Genomic DNA, 15,310 nt, shown 5'->3' on the forward strand with positions numbered 1-15,310 from the left:
CCATGTCCATCCTCACCCGACGCGTCACGGCGCTCGTCGCCGTCGGCGCCCTGACGACGGGCCTCTCCGCGTGCGGCGGCTCCGACTCCGGTGGGTCCGATGCCGACACCGTCACGATCGGCTTCGTCGGGGCGCTCACCGGTCCGCTGGCGGCCAGTGGCAAGAACTCGCTCGCCGGCCTCAAGGCGGGTGCCGAGTACGCCGAGAAGGAGTTCGGCGTCACGGTGGAGATCAAGCAGCGGGACACCAAGGGCGAGCCCACCGCCGCCGTCGCGGCCACCCGTGCGCTCGCCCAGGACGGCGTCACCGCGATGTACTTCACGACCGAGGCCTTCCCGGCCGTCCAGGACGTGCTCAACCAGGTCAAGGTGCCCGGCGACACCGCCGGCGGCATCGGCTCCATCCTCGACGAGGTGGGCGACTCCAAGCGCTACAAGTACGCCTTCAGCACCGGCGCCGGCACGGCCGGGCCGACCTCCATCCGCCCGGTGCTCGAGCAGGCCAAGGCCAACGGAGGCAGGATCGGGATGCTCTCCGTCGGCTCCGCCTACGGCACCGCCCAGGAGGAGCAGACCCTCGAGCTGGCGGGGTCGGACTTCCCGGAGCTCGACATCGTCACCGAGCAGTTCCCGGAGACGGCCACGGACGTCACCGCGCAGCTGAACAAGCTCAAGGACGCGGGCGCCGAGACGGTGATCGTGTGGGGGTACGGCGCTCCGCTGGTCGCCGTCCTCAACGGCTTCGCCAAGACGGGATGGGCTCCGCCGACGATCTCCGCCGGCCTGGCCTCGGGCGAGTCGGGGGCGCGCGACCTCATCCCCGACTCGATGAAGGAGACGCTCGTCGCGGGCCCGCTCGCCGCGGGATTCGTCGCGGATACGGAGGGACAGGAGCCCGAGGGAGCGGCCGCCGCCTTCGAGGAGATCTACATGGCCGAGCAGGAGGGCGAGTTCGACGCCCTCGACACCGTCGGCGCGATCTCGTTCGACTGGGCGGTGATCGTGGCCCAGGCCGTCGACGCCGCCGGCTCGAACGACCCGCAGAAGGTGAAGGACAAGCTCGTCGACGGGACCGAGTTCGAGGGCGCCAACGGCACCTATCGCTTCGGCCCGGACGAGCGGATCGGCATCGGCCTCGACGACCTGTCGATGTTCGTGCCGGCGGTGCCGTGCGACGCGGGGACGTGCCTGGCCGTCCCCGCGAGCCAGTGAGGTCGGACATCCCCGTGGTCGACCTGAACCTCGGTGCGCAGGCGGACGCACTCCGCGTCCGCCTGCGCGCGATGCTCGACGACGAGCTGCCGCCGGACTGGCACACCTCGTTCTCGACCGACGCCGCGGTGCGCGCGGTCGTCGACCGGGTCTGCCGCCGCCTCGGCGAGGAGCGCCTGCTCACCATGAGCTGGCCCCGCGAGTACGGCGGTGCCGACGCGGACGTGTGGCAGCAGACGGTGCTGCGCGAGGAGATGTGGGCACACTTCGAGCCCCGCGGGCCGCAGTACATGGGCCTGAGCTGGGTCGGGCCCACCGTGATGCAGGTGGGCACCGACGAGCAGAGGGCCCGTCACCTGCCGGGGATCGCCGAGGGCCGCACCGTGTGGTGCCAGGGCTTCAGCGAGCCGGGGGCCGGAACGGACCTCACCGCGCTGTCGCTGGCCGCCACGGCCGTCGACGACGGGTGGCGGCTCAACGGCCAGAAGATCTGGACCTCCTACGCCGGCCTCGCGGACTGGTGCTTCCTGGCGGCCAGGACGAGCAGGTCGGACGTGCGGCACGACGGGATCACGATCTTCCTGGTGCCGATGGACAGCCCCGGCATCACGGTGCGTCCGATCGGCTCGATGATGGGCGAGCAGCACCTCAACGAGGTCTTCTTCGACGACGTCCTCGTCGGCGAGGACGCCGTCCTGGGCGCCGTCGGCGGCGGTTGGGACGTCATCAAGATCGTCCTCACCCACGAGCGGATCGGCATCCCCCGCTATGCCCGCGACGACCGGATGCTCGCCGACCTGGCGGGTCATCCCTCCCTCGACGAGCCTCCCGTGGCCGCCGCCTACGCCCGTGGACTCGTGCACACCCGCGTGGCGCGGCTGCTCAACTACCGCGCGGTCGCGCTGCGGGAGGAGTCGCGCCTGACGGATGTCGAGGCGTCGACCGCTCGGCTGGCGACCGTGCTGCTCGACCAGGAGGTCGGGCATCTCGCCCTCGAGATGGTGGGACCGGACGGGCTCGCGCCGAGCGACACCGGATCCCTGGTGGGCCGGGCCGAGGACGTCTTCCGCTACGCCCGCGCCGCCACCATCGCGTCGGGCACCACCGAGGTGCAGCGCATGCTCGTCGCGCGCGCCGTCATCAGGGAGGAGCAGTCATGAGGCTCGAGTGGCCCGAGGCCGCCATCAGCGTGCACGACACCACCGTCCGCGCGCTGCGTGCGGCGGGTGGAGTCGACCTCGCCCGTCGGGCGGAGGACGAGCCCAAACGACGGATCGTCGACGTCGCGCCGCTTCTCGACCGCCTCGGGCTGCGCGAGCTCGACCCGTGGGGTGACGAGGACGAGTCGGCCGCGGCCCTGCTCGCCGTCCGCGCGGCCGGTGCCGTGGTGCTGCCCTGGCCCCTCGCCCACGAGCTGGCGGTGCCGATCGGGGACAGGGGCGACTACGACGGCGTCCACCTGGTGCAGGGGACGGTCGGCCGGCTCGACCACGCCGACGTGCTGGCGAGGAGCATCGCCGTCGACACCGATCGCGCCACGGCCCGGCGGGTGGTGGCCGGCGAGGGCGCGCCGGCACCGCTCGACCCGTTCGGTGTGCCCGTCACCCTCGCGGAGGAGATCGCGGTCGACCGGATCCGCGACGTGGTCGCCATGCGCACGCTGCTCGACGCCGCATGGATCGCCGGTGCCCTGGAGACCGTGGTGGCCCTCGCCGCGCGCCACGCGGGGGAGCGCGAGCAGTTCGGCGTCGCGATCGGCCGGTTCGGCGAGGTCCGCTGGCACCTGTCCGACATGGTCGTCGCCCGCGACGGGCTGGCCGAGCTGGTGCGCTACACCTGGTGGCTGCACCGCGTCGGCCGGGCCCGCGACGCCGACGTCCTCGCGCTGCGCCTGCACGCGATCGAGGCCGCGACCGAGACGCTCGCCCACGGCCACCAGGTACTCGCCGCGACCGGCCTGTGCGACGAGCACGACCTGTCGGTCGTCGACCGGCATCTGCAACCGCTCCTGCGCCGCCCCGGCGGCGTCCACGCGACGGTACGCCGCCTCGCCGACGCGGTCGCCCGCGACGGCTTCTCCGGGATCTTCCCGGTCGAGGCGTGGCGCGGGCGGGAGGGAGACCGGTGACGCAGGTCGATGATGGGAGCATGACGCGCTCCGCACGGGACCTGCGCCGCTGGTCCGCTCTCGCCGGGTCCGAGGAGTCGGACGACCTCGTGCGCTCGGCGCGGGCGCACTTCGCCTCGACGCAGCCCCGCGCGGCGTTCCGCGCCGCGCTCCTCGAACCCGGGCTCGCCTCGGACCACGCCCGCTGGGCCGACGCGGGCTATCTCGACATCGGACTGCCCGAGGGCCACGGCGGCGTGGGCGACCTGGTCGACCTCGCCCGGGTGCTCGACGTCGCGGCCTCCGAGCTGGTCGGCGACGGGCTGCTCGCCACCAGCGCGGCCCGGCAGGTGCAGCTCGAGCTCGGCGCGGTCGCCGCCGGACGTGGCGCGCTCGCCCTGGGAGAGGGCCGCGCGACCGGCGGCCGTCTGGAGAGCGAGCTCCTCGTCGTCGACGGCCGCGACGCCGACCGGATCACCGTCATCGTCCGCGAACGCGACGTCGCGCACGTCGCGCTCGTCGATCCGCGCTCACCCGGCGTCGACCGACGCGCCGTGGCGCGCGACCACGACCCCACCCGCCCCGCGGTGCGCGTCCGCCTCGACCACGTCGAGCCCGTCCGGCTGATCTCCCTGTCCCCCGAGGAGGTGGCCGCGCCGCTGGCCCGCGCGCGGGTGTGCGTCGCGGCCGACCTGGTCGGGACCGCCGCCGCCGGGCTCTCGCTGGCGCTCGACCACGTCGCCACCCGCGAGCAGTTCGATCGTCCCCTGGGCGCGTTCCAGGCGGTCAAGCACCAGCTCGCCGACGCCTATGTCGACGTCGAGACGGCGCGCAGCCTCGTGCTCGGGGCGGCCGTCGAGCACGCGTCGGACGACGGCCACCGCCTCTCCCTGCTGGCACTCGCCGCGGCGGGAGACGCGGCCCGCCGTACCTCCGCGCTGGCTGTCCAGCTGCTCGGCGCGATGGGCGTCACCTTCGAGGCCGACGCGCACCTCGTCCTGCGCCGGGCGCAGCAGACCGTGCTCCTGCTCGAGAGCACCCGGGCCGCGTACGCCGCGGCCGCTCGCCTGACCCGAGGAGCCGATCGTGCCTGACATCGCCGCCGAGTTCACCGCGTTCCTCGACGACGTGCTGCCCGCGGACTACGAAGCGCGCTACGAGGAGTACCGCCACGACAATGCGTTGCGAGCGGCGTACCAGGCGCGCGCCTTCGACGAGGGATGGCTGGTCCCCGACGGAGCCGTCGGCCTGGGCGGCCGTGGCCTCGACGCCACGGACGCCCTCGCCGTCCGGCTGGTCGGCGCCGAACGTCGCGTGCCCCGCCTGGTGAACATCCAGGGGGCGGGCGTCGCCGCGCCCGCACTGGCGCAGTTCGGCACCCCCGAGCAGAAGGAGCTGCTCGCCCCCACCCTGCGCGGTGACCTCCTCTGGGCGCTCGGGATGTCGGAGCCGGGCGCCGGCTCCGACCTCGCCTCGATGCGCACGACCGCGACGCGCGAGGGCGAGGAGTACGTCATCTCCGGTCAGAAGGTCTGGACCACCCAGGCCGATGTCGCCCAGTGGTGCACCCTGTACGCCCGCACCGACCCGGCTGCTCCTCGCCACCGCGGCATCAGCTGCTTCGTGCTGGACCTCTCCCTGCCCGGCATCGAGATCCGGCCCATCCCGACGGCCAGCCCGGCCATCGAGGAGTTCTGCGAGGTCTTCCTCGAGGACGTCCGGGTGCCGGCCTCCGCCGTGCTGGGGGAGGTCGACCAGGGATGGACCGTCGCGAGGGCCAGCCTCGAGCACGAGCGCGACATGATCTGGATCAACACCTGGTTGGAGTCCCTGCGGGCCCTCGACCCGCTCGTCGACGGCTCCGTGAGCGCCGTGGGCGCCGAGGGGACCGACGGCGACCTCGGCCGGCTGCTGGCGCGCACCGAGGCCCTGCGCCTCACCGGCCTGCGCGCGGCGGCCCACCGCTGGCGGGGCGACGACACCGGGCTGGCCACGATCCTCAAGCTGTTCGGATCCGAGACGGTGCGCGCGGCGGCCGATCTCACCCTCGAGGTGGCGGGGCCGCACGCCCTGGACCGCACGCCGATCTTCGACGAGCGGATGGAGGCGCTCGCCGCCACGATCTACGGAGGAACGTCCGAGATCCAGCGCAACATCATCGCCGAGCGCACGCTCGGCCTTCCCCGAGGATGAGGAGGCTGCCATGAGCACCGACCGCGGAGACCTGCCGCTCGAGGGCCGCACGGCGGTCGTCACCGGCGCCGGACGGGGCATCGGCCGCGCCATCGCCGCGGCGATGGCGGCGGCGGGAGCAGAAGTGTGGGCCGTGTCGCGCGGACGCACCGAGCTCGACGCGCTGGTGGAGGAGATCGAGGCGGCGGGCGGCTCCGCACGAGCCGCCGTCCTCGACCTGCGCGACGTCGACGCGGTCGCGGCGTTCGGCGAGCGCGTCCGCGACGACGGAGGCCGCGTCGACGTACTGGTGAACAACGCGGGCATCAACGTCAAGAAGGCGGTCGTACCACTGCCTGCGGACGAGGACGCCGGAGAGGCCGTCGGCCAACCCGGCTCGAGCCCGGCGTCGGTGGCGATGTCCGACGACGAGTGGGACGCGATCCTCGACACCCACGTGCGGGGCTCGCTGGCCCTGATCCGCGCGTTCGCGCCCGGGATGCTGGAGCGGCGGCACGGTCGTCTGATCAACATCGCCTCCAGCAGCGTGGCGCGGTCGGCCAACCTGTGCACGCCGTACCAGGTCGCCAAGGGCGCCCTGGACCAGCTCACCCGGTCGCTGGCCAAGGAGTGGGCGCCGTACGGCGTGACCGTGAACGCGATCGCGCCCGGTCACTTCCGGACGAGCATGACGCAGGCGCTCCACGACAGCGAGGAGGGCCAGGCCTGGCTGCGGGAGAGGATCCCCATGCGCCGCACCGGTGACGAGCGCGAGCTCGGGGCTCTCGCCGTGCACCTGGCCGGCGACCTCGCCTCGTTCATCACCGGACAGACGATCTACGTCGACGGCGGCGAGACGCTGTGACGTCGGCGGACCTCGCGTCCCGTCTGCGCGCGCAGCTCGCGCTGCCGGTGGTGGTCGCGCCGACCTTCCTGTGCAGCGGGCCCGCGCTCGCTCTCGAGGCGCGCTGGGCGGGGGTCATGGGCACGCTGACCCTGAACCACTGCCGCGACCTCGAGGAGCTGGTGGCCCAGCTCGACCAGGTCGACCGCGGTCTGGCCGAGCGGGCCGAGGAGGATCCGGGGCGGGTGGTCGGGCCCTTCGCCGTCAACACCTCGCTCCGGCTCGACTCGCGGGAGCTGGGCGCGCTGGTCGCCGTCTGCGCCGAGCGGGGCGCGTCGGCGCTGATCACGGCCAACGGCAGACCCGACGAGGCCGTCCGGATCGCGCACGACCACGGACTGCCGGTCGTCCACGACGTCACCTCGCTGACGTACGCCGAGAAGGCGGTCGCCGCGGGCGTCGACGGGCTCGTCGCGATCGGTGCGGGTGGCGGTGGGCACTCCGGGACGATCTCGCCGTTGACCTTCGTGCCGATCCTGCGCCGGATGTTCGACGGTCTCATCGTGCTGGCAGGCTCGATCACCACGGGGGCGATGGTGCGCGCGGCGGAGGTGCTCGGGGCCGACCTGGCCTACATGGGGACCCGGTTCATCGCGACCCAGGAGTCGATGGCGCCCTGGGAGTACAAGGAGCTGCTCGTCACCCAGGGGGCCGAGGACGTCGTCTACACCGCGGCGGTCAACGGGATCCCGGCCTCCTGGATGCGGGGTTCGCTCCAGCGGGTCGGCCTGGACCCGGAGACGATGCAGGTCCCCGTCGCGCGCGGCACCGGACACCTCCCGGAGGGCATCCGGCCGTGGCGCGACGTGTGGAGCGCCGGACAGGGGGTGGCGCTGGTCGACGACGTCCCGGCCACCGCCGAGCTGGTGGAGCGCCTGCGGAGGGAGTACGCCGCGGCGTGCGCGATCCCGTCGCTGCCCCGTGCGCGGGGCGCCGCGTGAGTGCGATCCGGGCGTGTGTCGACGACCGCGGTGTCGCCCGGGTCACCCTGGCCCGGCCGGAGAGGCTGAACGCCCTGGACACGAGCGCGTTCGACGACCTCGAGGGAGCCGTCGACCTGGTCCTCGCCACTCCCGGCGCGCGCTGCGTCGTGGTCGCCGGCGAGGGGCGCGCCTTCTGCGCCGGGGCCGACCTGGCGACGGCGACCACGTCGCCGGCCGACGTCGCGGCGCGCAAGTCCTTGGTGCTGCAGCGGCTCGCCGAGCTGCCGGTGCCGGTGGTCGCCCGGGTCCACGGGCACTGCGTCGCGGGCGGTCTGGAGCTGGCCCTGTGCGCCGACCTGATCGTGGCGGCGTCCGACGCGACCTTCCGCGACGCCCACGGGCGGTGGGGCCTGGTGCCGGCCTGGGGCCTGACCCAGCGCCTCCCGCGCCGCGTCGGGCCGGCGCGCGCGAAGCTGATGATGTTCACCGGCCGCCCGGTCAGCGGCGACGAGGCCCTCCGGATCGGCCTCGCGGACGTCGCGGTCCCGCCGGACCAGCTCGACCGAGCGGTCGAGGATCTGGTGGCCGACATCGTGGCGCAGTCCCCCTTCACCTCGACCGAGGTCAAGCGGCTGCTGATCCGTACCGACGGCCTGTCCGTCGCCGACGGCCTGGCCCACGAGCACCGCCGCCACCCGCGGGGAGCGCCGCGGTGACCCGGACCGCCGGCGCCCGGTCGGCCTCCGGCGGCCCGGGCGCCGGGCCCGGCCGGCTCACGACAGGGTGAGGTTGTAGGTCCCCTCCGAGCCGATGAACCAGAGGTCCTCGGTGCCGATGGCGTGCCGCCCGTAACGCCACGGGATCTCCGCCGCGCCGTACGAGCCGACGTGGAGCACGTGGCGGTAGCCCGGACGCAGCTCGTTGGCGAACGACTCCTGCTTCCCCATCAGATGGCCGACGTTCCGCTTGCGGTACTCGGTGTCGAAGTCGACCTCGGGCCCGAGCAGGCCGAGCTCGATCATCCGGGGGCGCACCTCGGCGAGGTGGGCGAGCGTGCGGGCGTGGACGTCCTCACAGACCACGCCGGGCTCCAGCTGGCCGATGATGACGTCGCGAACGGCGGTCGTGAGGATCTCGTAGGCCTCCTTCCCCTCGGGCGTGCGGAGCATCGAGCGCGCCATGTCGGACGTCGCGACCGTGACGCCGTCGATGGTGACCTTGACGCCCGCGTCCAGCTGGACGCAGGTGGTGTCCTCGTCGATGGGGAAGTCGGTCGGCGGGCCGGGGAAGAGCATCCGCTGGGAGGAGTGCAGGTTGGTGAAGTACGGCTCGATCGCGAACGGCACCCGCTGGGTGAGCCGGAACTCGTCGAGAGCGTCGAGGTAGACCGCGTACATCTCGCGCTCGGTGGTGCTCTCACCGGCGTCCAGACGTGCGTGCCCCCATGCCACGGCCGCGTCGATCGCCGTCACGCTGGCGCGGGCGGCGATGATGTGGAAGGCGAGGTCCTCGTGGTCGCGGACGTCGCGCCAGGAGCCGAGGGCGCGGGACGCCGACACCGGTCGCACACCGAGCTCCATCAGGTCGAGGGCGAGTGCGGTCCGCTCCCACTGCTCCTCGAAGCCCACCCGGGATCCGCCGGCGTAGGCGACGATGGCCGCCGCCACGCTGTCGTGGCGGCTGACCGGTGTGCCGTGGACCGAGCGCACGCCCTCCTCCGCGATGACGAGGAGCCGCTCGTCGTCCTGCAGCCACAGTGCCACCACGCCGTCCGCCGCCGGTCGCCCGACGATCTCGGAGTAGTTGGGTGCCGAGGAGATCACGAGCGCCTGGACGTCGAGCTCGCGGGCGACCTCGCGCAGGCCGGAGTACCTCGTGTCCGCGTCGGCGCCGAGGTCCTTCTCGAGACCGGCGAGGTGCGGCAGCTCGTCGATGAGCCGACGCGCCGTCGTCACGCCCTCGCGTCGCCAGGCGCGGAAGCGTTCGAGCACCTGCTCCTGGTCGACCTCGAACACCAGGGCTCGCGGGGAGGGGGCGCGCGGCACCTTGACCTCCACCTCGCCGGCGAGGGCCGAGTAGTGCACGTACGGCGCGCGCTCGTCGAGCTCCACGCCCGCGCCTCCGGCGAGGTCGCGCACCAGCGCCGGGAGCGACGGCGCGGCGGGGAAGTCGGCCACGGGGCGGGGGTCGATGGTCACCCAGGGCTCGTAGAAGCGGAGCTGCTCCGGCGCGACGCCGGCGGAGAGCACGTTCCCCTGCTCCTGCTGGCGGACCAGGAGCGTCTGGCCCCCGTCGCCCTGGTAGATGAGCGGCATGACGAAGCGGTGCGAGTCGAGGCGGATGGCGCTGAACAGCAGGCGGTCCTGGGGCCGGAAGCCGTAGTCACGCTCGATCTGGTCGGCGTCGAAGACGATGCGGGGCATGGGGTCGGTCCTTTCGGGGGTGGGGGCCGTGCTCAGCTGATGGCCGCGGTCACGCCGAGCAGTGCCTCGACCTGGGCGACGTACGAGGCGAACTCGTCGGAGTAGCGGTGCGCCTTGGTGCGGGGCCGTGGCAGCTCCACGCGGATGTCGGCGATGATCCGGCCCGGCCGGTCGCCGAGCACCACGACGCGGTCTCCCAGCCACACGGCCTCCGGGATGCTGTGGGTGACGAACAGGACGCTGCGCCCGGTCTCCTGCCAGATGCGCTGCAACTCGACGTTCATGGAGTCGCGCGTCATCGCGTCGAGGGCACCGAACGGCTCGTCCATCAGCAGGATCTCCGGATGCGAGACGAGCGCGCGGCAGATCGCCACCCGCTGCTGCATGCCGCCGGAGAGCTCGTAGGAGTACTTCTTCGCCTTGTCGCCCAGGCCCACCAGCTCGAGCAGCTCCTGGGCGTGCTTCCTCGCCTCGGGCGTGGCCCGCTTGCGGAACTCCATGGGGAGCATGACGTTGGCCAGGTTGTTGCGCCAGGGGAGCAGGACCGGGCTCTGGAAGACCATCGCGATGTCGTGCAGGGCCTCACGCACGTGGCGGCCCCGGACGAGGACCTCGCCCTCGGTGTTGTCGAGGAGCCCGGAGATGATCTTCAGCAGGGTGGTCTTGCCGCCACCGGACTGCCCGACGATCGAGACGAACTCGCCGGGCGCGACGTCGAAGTCGCATCCCCGCAGCACGGTGTTGGCCACGCCGTCGCGGGATGTGTACGTCATGCCGACGCCTTTGACGCTGATGGCCGCCGCGGAGTCGGTCGTGCCGGTCGGTGCTGTGCTGTCGATGCTCATGTCGGATCCGATCGCTCAGGACTGGGGCGGCGAGGCGATCTCGTCGTCCTCGGTGATCGTGGCGATGAGGTCGTTGCTGTAGACCTCGTCGGGGGTGAGGCCGGCCGGGTCCTCCAGGCCGAGATACGTGCCGGCGACGTCGATGACCTCCTGGACGCCCTCGTCGCTCATGGCGCCGAAGCCGAGGGTCCGGTTCTCGTCGGTCCACGCGAGGCTGCACTGCTCCTCGACGGCGTCGACGACCGTGGCCTCCTCGAACCCGCGGACCTCGTCCATGAAGTGCGCGGCCGCCTCCTCGGGGTGGTCGCAGGACCACAGGAAGCCCTTCTGGAGCGCCTCGTTGAAGCGCGTCGCCAGGTCGGCCCGCTTCTCGATGGTCTCCTCCGAGGCGATGATGCCGTTGCCGTAGTACTGCAGGCCGATGTCGGCCCACTTGAGGACCACCGGGTCCACGCCCTCGGCCTTCAGGACCGGGGCATCGGACACGAACAGGGCCAGGTTGGCGTCCCACTTCTTCGCCAGGAGGCCGGGGATCTTCGACTCGCCGGTGACGTTGACGACCTCCACGTCGTCCTTGGCGAGGCCGGCCGCGTTGAGCGCAGCGGGCAGCATGTAGGTCATCGCGCCGTTGCCCTCGGTGGCGACGGTCTTGCCCTTGAGGTCGTCCCAGGAATCGATCCCGCTGTCGGGCAGCGCGATCGTCGAGTAGGCGCTCGCGCCCTGGACGAGGTTGATCTGCCGGACGTGGACGCCCTTGCCCTGGTTGACGACGGTCACGCCGAAGTCGGCCCAGCCGAAGTCGACCCGGCCGGTGTCCACCGCGCTGACGGTGTTGCCCGACCCGGAGCCGGGCTGGATCTTGAGGTCGATGCCCTCCGCCTCGAAGAAGCCCTCGGCCGCGGCGGCGTAGAAGGGGGCGTGCTTCGGCAGGACGGCCACGTCGAGCATGAGCGAGACCTTGCTGCCGGAGTCGTCGGACCCCGAGCATCCGGTCACGGCCAGGGCCGCGAGCGTGGTGAGGGCGAGGGCCGCGCGGGAGCGGGCCCGCGCGGTGAACGTGGTGGTCATGGTGATCCTCGGGACGGTCGGGCGCCGGGAGGCGCGGCACAGGTGATGGAGGGGAAGGGGACTCACTTGACGCGGTTGCGCCACGGGAGGAGACGCTGGGCGAGCAGGCTGATGACCGAGAAGAGGGCCAGGGAGATGGCCGCCAGCACCATGAAGGCCGCGAACATGGTCGGCAGGTCGACCTGGCTGTTCGCGAGCAGGATGACCTGGCCGAGGCCCTCCGAGCCGGCGATGAACTCGCCGACCACGGCGCCGCCGACCGCCAGGGAGATGGAGATCTTGGCGCCGGTGAAGACCGAGGGAAGCGCATAGATGAACTCGATCTTCGTCATCCGCATCCAGGTGCTGGCCCGGTTGATCCGCGCGAGCTCCTTGAGCTCCTGCGGCACCGAGGCGAGCCCGTCGAAGGTGTTGATCACGAGGGGGAAGAAGGCGATCGCCATCGCGACGAGTGCCTTCGACTCGAACCCGAAGCCGAACCACACGATGAACAGCGGCGCCAGCGCGACCTTGGGGATCGTGTCGAAGGCGATGAGCGAGGGATAGAGGAAGTGGCGCAGGACGGGGACGTAGTAGAGGGCCGCGCCGCACAGGATGCCGAGCAGGGTGCCGAGGGCGAAGCCCGCCAACGCCTCCTGCACCGTGACCCACGCCTGGCCCAGGAAGTAGCCCGGCTCCTCGCCGAGCCGCCGGAAGGCCGCCACGGGACCCACGAGGAGGTACTCGGCGGGACGCGTGATCCGCACCGCCGCCTCCCACAGCCCGAGTACGGCGAGCAGGCCGACGACCGCCTTCACCGGCGCGCGCAGGTCCGGTCGTCGGCGGCGGGTGCGCGCGCCCGGGCTCGGGTCGCCGCCGGCGGCGGTGGGCGTGGTCGACGCCGCGGGGCGCTTGCTGGCGAGTGCCTGGCTCATGACAACTCCGGAGATCCGTGGGACAGGGCGCCGCCGGGTCGAGGTCGCGTGACGGGCGACACACAGGGCGGTCATCGGCCATCAGTATCGGCAGCGCTGGCGATGCTGGTCCAACACCCTTTCGGCATCCAATGTTGCGCTGCGCGCATCAATGCCGACCGGCGTCGACCGGGCCGCTCCCATGCTCGCGCGGGCATCGTGCGACACCCGATCGGACCTGTACGACCGCGTCCGGCACCTCTAGCCTCGCCGTCGCCCACGCAGCCGAACCGTCAGGAGTACCGATGACCCAGCCCCCAGCCACCAGCACCGGGGTCCGAGCCCGCCTCGCCGAGCTGGACCTGGCACTGCCGGCGGCGCACCCGCCCGCCTACAGCTACGACGCGGTCACCGTGTGGGGCGACATCGCCTTCGTCTCCGGCCAGATCCCGCGGCGCGACGGAGAGATCTCGCACCGGGGGGTGCTGGGCGTCTCGCGCCGGCCCGAGGAGGCCTTCGAGGCCGCCCAGGTCTGCGCCCTGAACGCGCTGGCCCAGCTCGACGACGCGGTCGGGCTCGACCGCGTCGCCCGGGTCCTCAAGCTCATGGTGTTCGTGGCGAGCGGCCCGGACGTCGTCGAGCAGCCCTCCGCCGCCGAGGGCGCGTCGCAGGTGCTGCTGACCGCGTTCGGCAGCGCCGGACGGCACGCGAGGACGGCGCTGGGCGTCCCGCGCCTGCCGGCCGACGCCCTCGTCGAGATCGATCTCGTCGTGGGCCTGCACCCGGACGGTTGACCGCTGTTACGGTGACCGCATCATTCACTCACTGGAGCAGATCCGCTCGTTCATCGCTGTCGCCGAGGAGCTTCATTTCGGGCGGGCCGCCGAGCGGCTGAACATGACGCAACCCCCGCTGAGTCGGCAGATCCAGCGACTCGAGGCGAGCATCGGCGTACGCCTCCTGGAGCGCAACAACCGGCGGGTCGAGCTCACGCCGGCGGGTCGTGCCTTCCTGGCCGAGGCGCGTCGGCTCGTGGCGCTCGCGGACGCCGCCCCGCAGGTCGCGCGCACGGTGGCCGCCGGATCCACCGGCGTGCTGCGCCTCGGCGTGACGGCCTCGGGGGCCTACGGGCTGCTGGGCGTCGTGCTGACGCGCCTGGCCGAGAGCCTGCCCGACGTGACCGTGCAGCTGCACGAGATGGTGACCCGCGAGCAGCTTGCGGCGCTGGCGGCGGACGAGATCGACGTGGCGCTGGGGCGCCCGGGTTCCGGGCCGTTCGACTTCGCCTCACGGCTCATCCACCGCGAGGGCCTGGTCGTCGCCCTGCCCGCCGGCCACCGCCTGGCGCGGCTGCGCCGGCCGCTGACCCCGGACGAGCTCGAGGGCGAGTCGCTCATCATGCACTCGCCCACCGACGCGCAGTACTTCTACGACCTGGTGGTCCGCATGCTGCCGATCTCGCGCTGGCACTACTCCCACACGGTCACGCAGGTCATCACGATGGTGAGCCTGGTGGCGTCCGGCCGGGGGATCGCGCTGGTGCCGGAGTCCGCCGTGATGCTCGGCCTGCGCGGCGTCGTGTTCGCGCCGGTGACGACCCCGGACCCCTATCCGGTCCAGATGCACGTCATCTGGCGCACCGACGAGCAGCGTCCCCTCGTGACGCGCTCGCTGGAGGCCCTCGACTTTCGGCTGAGCGGTCAGATCGTCGATGCAGGACGTGCATCCGACGATGCCTGAATGATCTTGGACAGGCATGATTCCGGCTCCCTAGCCTGACGTTGCCCGCGGCCCAGAGACGGCCGCGCATCAACGGAGGCATATCACTGTGACCGCATTGCACCCCGCCGAGCTCGCCCGCCGACTCGGGACCGGACTTCTCACCTTCCCGGTGACCCACTTCGACCACGAGCTCCAGTTCGACGAGCAGCGCTATCGCGAGCACCTGGAGTGGCAGACCGGCTACGACCTGGGCGGCATCTTCGTCGCCGGCGGGACCGGCGAGGGCTTCTCGCTGTCGCGCGAGGAGGTCTCCCGCGTGGTCGCCACGGGCGTGGCCCAGGCGGCGGGTCGGCTGCCCGTCATCGCCCCCGCGACCGGCGCCACGGTGGTCGCCGCCGCCCAGGCGGCCGACGCCGAGGCACAGGGCGCCGACGGAGTGCTGCTCCTGCCGCCGTACCTGACGGAGGGCACGCAGGAGGGCCTGCGCGCCCACGTGTCCGCGGTGCTCGACGCGACGCGGCTCGGCGTGATCGTCTACAACCGCGCCAACGCGATCTACAGCGCCGAGACGATGGAGTACCTCGCCGATCGGCACGCGAACCTCATCGGCTTCAAGGACGGCATCGGCGACGTCGAGGCGATGGCCCGGCTGTACGCCCGGCTCGGCGACCGACTGATCTACGTCGGCGGACTGCCGACGGCCGAGACCTTCGCGCTCCCGCTGCTCCAGCTGGGCTTCACGACGTACTCGTCGGCGATCTGCAACTTCGCGCCCGACTTCGCCCTCGACTTCTACCGGGCGGTGCGGGCGAACGACCGCCCGCGGGTCTACGCCATGCTCAACGGCTTCGTCCTTCCCTATCTCGCGATCCGCGACCGGGCGGCGGGCTACGGCGTGTCGATCATCAAGGCCGGTCTCGACGCGGTCGGTCGCCACGGAGGCCCGGTGCGTCCGCCGCTGCAGGGACTCACCGAGACCGACCGGCACGATCTCGCCCGGCTCCTGCAGGAGTCGGCGGCACTCCCGGCCGGGGTCTGAGCC

At 72.6% G+C, this 15,310-nt stretch carries 15 protein-coding genes; 11 read left to right on the top strand and 4 right to left on the bottom strand.

The features are described from left to right. Positions 1-2: 2 nt before the first annotated feature. Genes ACPZVR_RS15625 through ACPZVR_RS15660 form a run of 8 tightly spaced genes read left to right on the top strand, consistent with a single transcriptional unit; the run spans position 3 to position 8,033 of the window. On the top strand, positions 3-1,211 hold the full coding sequence (locus ACPZVR_RS15625) for an ABC transporter substrate-binding protein (RefSeq protein WP_436700529.1): 1,209 nt from the start codon (positions 3-5) through the stop codon (positions 1,209-1,211). A gap of 14 nt (positions 1,212-1,225) precedes the next feature. Then, a complete protein-coding gene (locus ACPZVR_RS15630; protein ID WP_436700530.1) occupies positions 1,226-2,371 on the top strand; it encodes an acyl-CoA dehydrogenase family protein in 1,146 nt (381 codons plus the stop codon). Next, entirely contained in the window at positions 2,368-3,339 is a 972-nt protein-coding gene (locus ACPZVR_RS15635) for an acyl-CoA dehydrogenase family protein (RefSeq protein ID WP_436700531.1), read from the top strand. The genes ACPZVR_RS15630 and ACPZVR_RS15635 overlap by 4 nt, the downstream gene beginning before the upstream one ends. Before the next feature lie 20 nt (positions 3,340-3,359). Then, on the top strand, positions 3,360-4,412 hold the full coding sequence (locus tag ACPZVR_RS15640; RefSeq protein ID WP_436700532.1) for an acyl-CoA dehydrogenase family protein: 1,053 nt from the start codon (positions 3,360-3,362) through the stop codon (positions 4,410-4,412). Continuing rightward, positions 4,405-5,511: an acyl-CoA dehydrogenase family protein gene (locus ACPZVR_RS15645; RefSeq protein ID WP_436700533.1), complete on the top strand. Its 1,107-nt coding sequence runs from the start codon at positions 4,405-4,407 to the stop codon at positions 5,509-5,511. The genes ACPZVR_RS15640 and ACPZVR_RS15645 overlap by 8 nt, the downstream gene beginning before the upstream one ends. Before the next feature lie 10 nt (positions 5,512-5,521). Next, entirely contained in the window at positions 5,522-6,355 is an 834-nt protein-coding gene (locus tag ACPZVR_RS15650; RefSeq protein ID WP_436700534.1) for an SDR family NAD(P)-dependent oxidoreductase, read from the top strand. Continuing rightward, a complete protein-coding gene (locus ACPZVR_RS15655) occupies positions 6,352-7,335 on the top strand; it encodes an NAD(P)H-dependent flavin oxidoreductase (protein ID WP_436700535.1) in 984 nt (327 codons plus the stop codon). Before ACPZVR_RS15650 ends, ACPZVR_RS15655 begins: the two co-directional genes overlap by 4 nt. Then, positions 7,332-8,033 carry an enoyl-CoA hydratase/isomerase family protein gene (locus tag ACPZVR_RS15660; protein WP_436700536.1) on the top strand — a complete coding sequence of 234 codons (702 nt, stop codon included), beginning with the start codon at positions 7,332-7,334 and terminating at the stop codon, positions 8,031-8,033. The genes ACPZVR_RS15655 and ACPZVR_RS15660 overlap by 4 nt, the downstream gene beginning before the upstream one ends. Positions 8,034-8,090: 57 nt before the next feature. On the opposite strand, the gene ACPZVR_RS15665 is transcribed toward ACPZVR_RS15660, so the two are convergent. From ACPZVR_RS15665 to ACPZVR_RS15680, 4 genes are all read right to left on the bottom strand, one after another. Further along, positions 8,091-9,740: a M24 family metallopeptidase gene (locus ACPZVR_RS15665; RefSeq protein ID WP_436700537.1), complete on the bottom strand. Its 1,650-nt coding sequence runs from the start codon at positions 9,738-9,740 to the stop codon at positions 8,091-8,093. Between the two features lie 32 nt (positions 9,741-9,772). Next, a complete protein-coding gene (locus ACPZVR_RS15670; RefSeq protein ID WP_436700538.1) occupies positions 9,773-10,585 on the bottom strand; it encodes an ABC transporter ATP-binding protein in 813 nt (270 codons plus the stop codon). A gap of 15 nt (positions 10,586-10,600) precedes the next feature. Continuing rightward, positions 10,601-11,653: an ABC transporter substrate-binding protein gene (locus ACPZVR_RS15675; RefSeq protein ID WP_436700539.1), complete on the bottom strand. Its 1,053-nt coding sequence runs from the start codon at positions 11,651-11,653 to the stop codon at positions 10,601-10,603. A gap of 62 nt (positions 11,654-11,715) precedes the next feature. Continuing rightward, entirely contained in the window at positions 11,716-12,567 is an 852-nt protein-coding gene (locus tag ACPZVR_RS15680) for an ABC transporter permease (RefSeq protein ID WP_436700540.1), read from the bottom strand. 284 nt (positions 12,568-12,851) lie between these two features. Here ACPZVR_RS15680 and ACPZVR_RS15685 point away from each other — a divergent pair, with 284 nt between their 5' ends. The 3 genes from ACPZVR_RS15685 to kdgD all read left to right on the top strand — a co-directional run bounded on the left by ACPZVR_RS15685 (position 12,852) and on the right by kdgD (position 15,307). Next, positions 12,852-13,340: a RidA family protein gene (locus tag ACPZVR_RS15685; RefSeq protein ID WP_436700541.1), complete on the top strand. Its 489-nt coding sequence runs from the start codon at positions 12,852-12,854 to the stop codon at positions 13,338-13,340. 40 nt (positions 13,341-13,380) lie between these two features. After that, positions 13,381-14,286: a LysR family transcriptional regulator gene (locus ACPZVR_RS15690; RefSeq protein ID WP_436700642.1), complete on the top strand. Its 906-nt coding sequence runs from the start codon at positions 13,381-13,383 to the stop codon at positions 14,284-14,286. Positions 14,287-14,374: 88 nt separating this feature from the next. Continuing rightward, positions 14,375-15,307, top strand: a complete 933-nt coding sequence (kdgD, locus tag ACPZVR_RS15695; RefSeq protein WP_436700542.1) for a 5-dehydro-4-deoxyglucarate dehydratase — start codon at positions 14,375-14,377, stop codon at positions 15,305-15,307. Positions 15,308-15,310: the final 3 nt, after the last annotated feature.

Source organism: Nocardioides segetis (genome assembly GCF_051390595.1).
Classification (GTDB): Bacteria; Actinomycetota; Actinomycetes; order Propionibacteriales; family Nocardioidaceae; genus Nocardioides.

Coding starts and splice junctions, on each gene's coding strand:
- ACPZVR_RS15625 (WP_436700529.1), top strand. CDS start 3: ATGTCCATCCTCACCCGACGCGTCACGGCGCTCGTCGCCGTCGGCGCC.
- ACPZVR_RS15635 (WP_436700531.1), top strand. CDS start 2,368: ATGAGGCTCGAGTGGCCCGAGGCCGCCATCAGCGTGCACGACACCACC.
- ACPZVR_RS15640 (WP_436700532.1), top strand. CDS start 3,360: ATGACGCGCTCCGCACGGGACCTGCGCCGCTGGTCCGCTCTCGCCGGG.
- ACPZVR_RS15650 (WP_436700534.1), top strand. CDS start 5,522: ATGAGCACCGACCGCGGAGACCTGCCGCTCGAGGGCCGCACGGCGGTC.
- ACPZVR_RS15665 (WP_436700537.1), bottom strand. CDS start 9,740: ATGCCCCGCATCGTCTTCGACGCCGACCAGATCGAGCGTGACTACGGC.
- ACPZVR_RS15670 (WP_436700538.1), bottom strand. CDS start 10,585: ATGAGCATCGACAGCACAGCACCGACCGGCACGACCGACTCCGCGGCG.
- ACPZVR_RS15675 (WP_436700539.1), bottom strand. CDS start 11,653: ATGACCACCACGTTCACCGCGCGGGCCCGCTCCCGCGCGGCCCTCGCC.
- ACPZVR_RS15680 (WP_436700540.1), bottom strand. CDS start 12,567: ATGAGCCAGGCACTCGCCAGCAAGCGCCCCGCGGCGTCGACCACGCCC.
- ACPZVR_RS15685 (WP_436700541.1), top strand. CDS start 12,852: ATGACCCAGCCCCCAGCCACCAGCACCGGGGTCCGAGCCCGCCTCGCC.